The organism is Streptomyces sp. NPDC029216, from assembly GCF_040648015.1.
GTDB lineage: Bacteria > Actinomycetota > Actinomycetes > Streptomycetales > Streptomycetaceae > Streptomyces.
In genome coordinates this window covers 1-4,630 of record NZ_JBEZWL010000262.1, presented here as the reverse complement: position 1 = coordinate 4,630, position 4,630 = coordinate 1, and the positions used below count along the sequence as shown (strand labels likewise).

Here is a 4,630-nt window from a genome sequence, read left to right as displayed (position 1 = left end):
TCTGGCGTTGATTTTTGGCACGCTGTTGAGTTCTCAAGGAACGGACGCTTCCTTTGTACTCACCCTCTCGGGCTTTCCTCCGGGCTTTCGTTCTTACGTTTCCGAGTCTATCAGATCTTTTCGGACCCGATTTCCTCGGCGCTTTCGAGGTTCTGCGCTTTCGCGCTTTCCCTTTCCGGCGGTTCCGACTCTATCAGAAGTTTTCCACCGGATTTCCCGGCTTCGACGTTCCGAATGAAGAGTCGAGTGCACTCCACACGGAATTGGATTCCCTCTGGAGTGGTGGTCGCCGAACTTGTCCAGTTCGAGGCAACCGTTTGACTCTACATCCGGCCCCCGGGGGTGTCAAAACGGCGCGGGCGCCTCGTGCACCCGCGCCAGCAGCGCCATCAGCGTGGCCTGCTCCTCCTCCGTGAGCGGCGCCAGCAGCTCCCTGTTCGCGGCCTCCGCGAGGGTCGCGCAGCGGGCGAGGAGCGCCTGGCCCTCGGGCGTGACCGTCACGGCGTTCTTGCGGCGGTCGGCCGGGTCCGGGGTGCGCAGCACCAGGCCCGCCTCCTGGAGGTGATTGAGGATGCCGACCATGTCCTTCGGGTCCACGGCGAGCCGGCGGCCCAGGTCCGCCTGGGCGACGGGCCCGTACTCGGCGGTCGCGGCCAACACCGCGTGGTGCATCAGCTTGAGTCCCTCCGCCCCGATCGCATCGGCGACCAGTCCCCGCCCGCGCGCCGCCACCCGGCCGACGAGCCAGCTGGGCAACGACTGGATGTGCGCGAGGGGCGAGGGCGTGGGTGCGGGCGAAGGAAGGGGCGTGGCCATACGCCCCACCCTACCCAGGAATCGTTGGACATCCCTACGACTTCTCCCATACCGTTGGGGAACCCAACGAATATGAATCGGGGAGGTCCTGTGCTGCGCATCCGCCATGAGGTCAACGGTGGGCCCGAAGTCCTGTGCGCCGAGGAGGTCGACCGCCCCGAGGCGGGCCCCGGGGAGCTGCTCGTCCGCACGGAGGCCATCGGGGTCACCCTCCCCACCGTCCGCAAGGTCCGCGAGGGCAGCGGGCCCGTCTCCTTCGGCGGGGAGGTCGCGGGGGTCGTCGTAGCGGCCGGCCCGGACGTCGCCGGGTTCGCCCCCGGGGACCGCGTCACCGGGCTGTGCTTCGCCGACGCCTACGCCGAGTACGCCGTACTCGGCACCGCCATGGCCTCCCGCATCCCGGACGGCGCGTCCGCCGTGGACGCGGTCGCCCTCGTCCGCAGCGGGCTCGTGGCGCGCGGGGCGTACGAGGCCGGGCGCGTGCGGCCCGGCGAGTCGGTACTCGTCACGGCGGCGGCCAGCGCGGTGGGCACCTTCGCCCTCCAGCTCGCCAGGGCCGGCGGGGCCGGGCGCGTCGTCGCGGCCGTCAGCAGCCCCGACAAGGCGGAGTTCGTCCGCGGCCTGGGCGCCGACGAGGTCGTCCTGTACGAGGACGCCGACTGGGGCGCCCCGTACGACGTCGTCCTCGACGGCGTCGGCGGCGACCTCCTCGGCCCCGCCGTACGAGCGCTGGCCATGGGCGGCCGGCTGGTGGCGTTCAGCTCCGGCGGCGGCACGGTGGAGGCGTACGAACTCCTGGTACGCGGCGCCTCGTTGATCGGCTTCCAGATGCGGGCCATCGCCCTCGGCCGCCCCGACCTGTACGCCCGCTGGCAGCGCGAGCTCTGGGAACAGCGCGCCGCCGGCACCCTGCGCACCACCGTCCACGAGGAGATCCCGCTCCCCGAGGCGGCCCGCGCCCACGCCCTCATCGAACAACGCCGCAACCTCGGCAAGGTCGTCCTGGTGCCGTGAGGGGCGTTGACCTTCGAGTGGGCCGATGCCCATCGGGGGCTTCACCCAGCGCACCGACCTGACGGCCGGCGCGCTGCGGTTCTCCTCCGACTCCGGGCTGCTTCTGCCCCCTGCCGGGGTCGACCCGTCACGAGTTACCGCTACTACCGCGCCAAGGAACCGTACGGCCCGACGCGTCGCGCAGGTTCTCACGGCGGCCGCGCGTAACCAGGCCTGCCCGTACTCGGCGGGGTCCGGTCGCCGCGTCCCCGGTCGCGGTCCCGCTGACCGCGACCGCCTCGCGACACGGACCCCGGTTCTGCTGCGGTCACCGAGATCCGCCGCAGGCGTGGTCGCTCCCCGCTCCCGGCCGCCGTGCCGGGGCCAGACCTGCGGATCTCCTTCAAGCTGACGCTCCTCCACCCCCGCCCCGACGGTGGCCGCCAACGGGCAGGGCTGGCTTCGGGTGGCGGAGCGTTTCCAGGTCAGCCACACCACGGCGGCCCGCAGGGCCCGCCGCTACCGCACGCTCGGGGCCGCCGGAATGAGTGACCGTTCCAGCCGCCCAGGTCATCCGGATCCGACGCGAGCACCGCATCAGCCCACTGAGGCTGGCCGCCTACACCGGCCATCGCCCCTCGACCGCCCACCGCATCCTCGTGCACAACGGCCTGCCCGCCCTTGGCCGCCCTCGACCGGGCCACCGGCGAGCGGCGGCGGGCGCAAGGTCCTGGGCCGTGCCGCCGGCACTCCGCACAAGGCCCGCCGAGACGGTGGCGGCAGCGGGTTCAGTGGTTGACGAAGGTCAGGCTCGTCGAGTCGTAGCGGGCGCCCGCGATCTGTTCGCGCGGGGCCGCGGCCTCGATGGCGGCCAGGTCCTCGGGGGTCAGCTCGACGGACAGGGCCGCGAGGTTCTCCTCCAGGTACTTCTGGCGCCGGGTGCCGGGGATCGGTACGACGTCCTCGCCCCGGTGCTGCACCCACGCCAGGGCCAGCTGCCCGGCGGTGATGCCCTTGGCGGCGGCCAGTTCCTCCAGCTTCGCGACGATCGCCAGGTTCCGTTCGAGGTTGCCGTCGGCGAACCGCGGCTGCGTGCGCCGCAGGTCGGTTTCCGCCAGCCCCTCGACCGACTGGTAGCGGCCGGTCAGGAAACCGCGTCCGAGCGGGGAGAACGGGACCATGCCGATGCCGAGTTCGCGGCAGACGGGGGCGACCTCGGCCTCCAGGTCCCGGGTCCACAGGGACCATTCGCTCTGGAGCGCCGCGATCGGATGCACCGCGTGCGCCCGCCGGATCGTTTCCGCGCCGGCCTCCGACAGTCCGAGGTGGCGGACCTTGCCGGCCTGGACCAGCTCGGCCATGGCGCCGACCGTCTCCTCGATCGGCACCTGCGGGTCGACGCGGTGCTGGTAGTAGAGGTCGATGTGGTCGACCCCGAGCCGACGCAGCGAGGCCTCGCACGCCTGGCGCACGTAGGCGGCGTCGCCGCGGATCACGGTGGGCTCGCCCAGGCGGTTGGCGAAGCCGAACTTCGTGGCGATCACTGCCTCGTCGCGGCGCCCGGCGACGGCCCGCCCGACGAGTTCCTCGTTGTGTCCGAAGCCGTAGAAGTCGGCGGTGTCCAGGAGGGTCACGCCGAGGTCGAGGGCCCGGTTGAGGGTCGCGATCGACTGCGCGTCGTCCGAGTCCCCGTAGGCGTGGCTCATGCCCATGCAGCCCAACCCCTGGGCGGAGACCGCGAGTTCACCAAGGTGTCGGATCCGTACGCCGTTCATGCTGCTGCCTCCCGAGCTGGAAAACCGTCTGCTCACGACGCTAGGTCTTGGAGTGCACTCCATGTCAAACGATCAGGCATCGAGACCACCGTAGATGTGGGCCCTCAGGCAGTGGGGGGCGTCAAAGCCCGAGGCTTCGCCGCGGTAGACCGCGATGAGCGAGTCCTTGCCCCGCCACCAGGTGTCGGCGAGTCCCTGAACTTCAGCTACGGGTTCGAATCCGTTCAGGCCTTCTGGCGCCTGAGGCGTCAGTGGCACTCGGGTCTCCGTCGTCACAGCTCCTGCCTGTCGCAAGTGGATGGCACGGTGCACGTTCTCAGCAGTGGACGCCCGCGATGCCGCCCGAGACGATCGGGTCGGTCGGGGTTCCGTGGACGCTCAGCGTGCCGTGGCCTCCGCGGCCCGCGGCCTCGCTCCAGCGCAGCTCGTACGTTCCCGCGCCGATGGGCCGGTGGCCGTCGTCTGCGATCCAGGAGCCCGACGGCCGCCAGCCGATGTGGCTCGGGCCGACGGCGTACACGTCACCGCTGCCGATCACCAGGAACGAGGTCTCCCTGACGACGGCGGTACAGCCGCCGGGGCCCGCGGGGTCCAAGACGTAGTACTCCGCACCGAGTTCGTCGAGCGCTCCGGCCGCACAGCTCAACGCCGCCGCGACGATGGCGACTCCCCGTGCGAGGCTCATCGGGACGGGCCGGCTCGGCGCGGCCGTGGAGGCCGTCGAGCGGACCCGCACGGCGCGCACGATGCCGACGACCACCGCCACGCAGAGCAGGACGACGCACAGCTCCCACCCGGACACCACGGTTCCGGAGACCAGGAGCACGAGGTCGCTCCAGCCCACGGCGGCGGCCAGCAGCAGGAGCCCCGTGACGGCGATGTCGTAGGCGGCCGCTCTCCGCTTCTGCTGCATGCTCGTCATACATGCAGACTACGGCGGGCCGCCGGTTCGGCCGTAAACGCAGAAAAGCCCCGCACCAGAAGGTGCGGGGCTTTCCCACAATGATTGTTCGGCGGCGTCCTACTCTCCCACAGGGTCCCCCCTG

The 4,630-nt window shown here is 71.4% G+C and carries 4 protein-coding genes and 1 pseudogene; 2 read left to right on the top strand and 3 right to left on the bottom strand.

Going from position 1 to position 4,630, the window contains the following annotated elements; genetic code table 11:
• Window positions 1-345: 345 nt before the first annotated feature.
• Entirely contained in the window at window positions 346-816 is a 471-nt protein-coding gene (locus AB0F18_RS38490) for a MarR family winged helix-turn-helix transcriptional regulator (protein WP_362069993.1), read from the bottom strand.
• A 90-nt stretch (window positions 817-906) separates the two neighbouring features.
• On the opposite strand from AB0F18_RS38490, the gene AB0F18_RS38485 reads away from it, so the two are divergent.
• Together AB0F18_RS38485 and AB0F18_RS38480 are read left to right on the top strand one after the other, a co-directional pair.
• On the top strand, window positions 907-1,830 hold the full coding sequence (locus AB0F18_RS38485; RefSeq protein WP_362069991.1) for a zinc-binding dehydrogenase: 924 nt from the start codon (window positions 907-909) through the stop codon (window positions 1,828-1,830).
• 442 nt (window positions 1,831-2,272) lie between these two features.
• A pseudogene (locus AB0F18_RS38480) lies at window positions 2,273-2,377 on the top strand (leucine zipper domain-containing protein); the annotation flags it as partial.
• Window positions 2,378-2,597: 220 nt separating this feature from the next.
• On the opposite strand, the gene AB0F18_RS38475 reads toward AB0F18_RS38480, so the two are convergent.
• Window positions 2,598-3,584: an aldo/keto reductase gene (locus AB0F18_RS38475; RefSeq protein WP_362069988.1), complete on the bottom strand. Its 987-nt coding sequence runs from the start codon at window positions 3,582-3,584 to the stop codon at window positions 2,598-2,600.
• A gap of 316 nt (window positions 3,585-3,900) precedes the next feature.
• Window positions 3,901-4,506: a hypothetical protein gene (locus tag AB0F18_RS38470; RefSeq protein WP_362069985.1), complete on the bottom strand. Its 606-nt coding sequence runs from the start codon at window positions 4,504-4,506 to the stop codon at window positions 3,901-3,903.
• Between the last annotated feature and the right edge of the window lie 124 nt (window positions 4,507-4,630).